Source organism: Streptococcus sp. WM07, assembly GCF_004570525.1.
Classification (GTDB): Bacteria; Bacillota; Bacilli; order Lactobacillales; family Streptococcaceae; genus Streptococcus.
Window position 1 is genome coordinate 1 of sequence record NZ_SPPZ01000339.1, and the last position, 255, is coordinate 255.

1 protein-coding gene is annotated in these 255 nt (G+C 35.7%); it reads left to right on the forward strand.

What is annotated here, in order from left to right; translation table 11 throughout:
* Nucleotides 1-255 (forward strand): transposase (locus tag E4T71_RS09490; RefSeq protein WP_167758534.1); only part of this gene is annotated, 255 nt, incomplete at both ends.

Genomic DNA, 255 nt, shown 5'->3' on the forward strand with positions numbered 1-255 from the left:
GAGTTAGCCAGGAATATTTTCAACTTTATCGAAAACGGGGACAGTCTGAAAATTTCATAAAAGAGATGAAATCTGGATTTTTCGGTGATAAGACAGATAGTTCAACTTTAATCAAGAACGAAGTTCGCATGTTGATTTCTTGCTTGGCCTATAATCTTTCCTTATTTGTGAAGCATATAGCTGGTGGAGTTGTGAAGAATCTGACGATGAAACGTTTTCGGAAACTGTTTGTGAATATAGTTGGAAAGTCTGTAA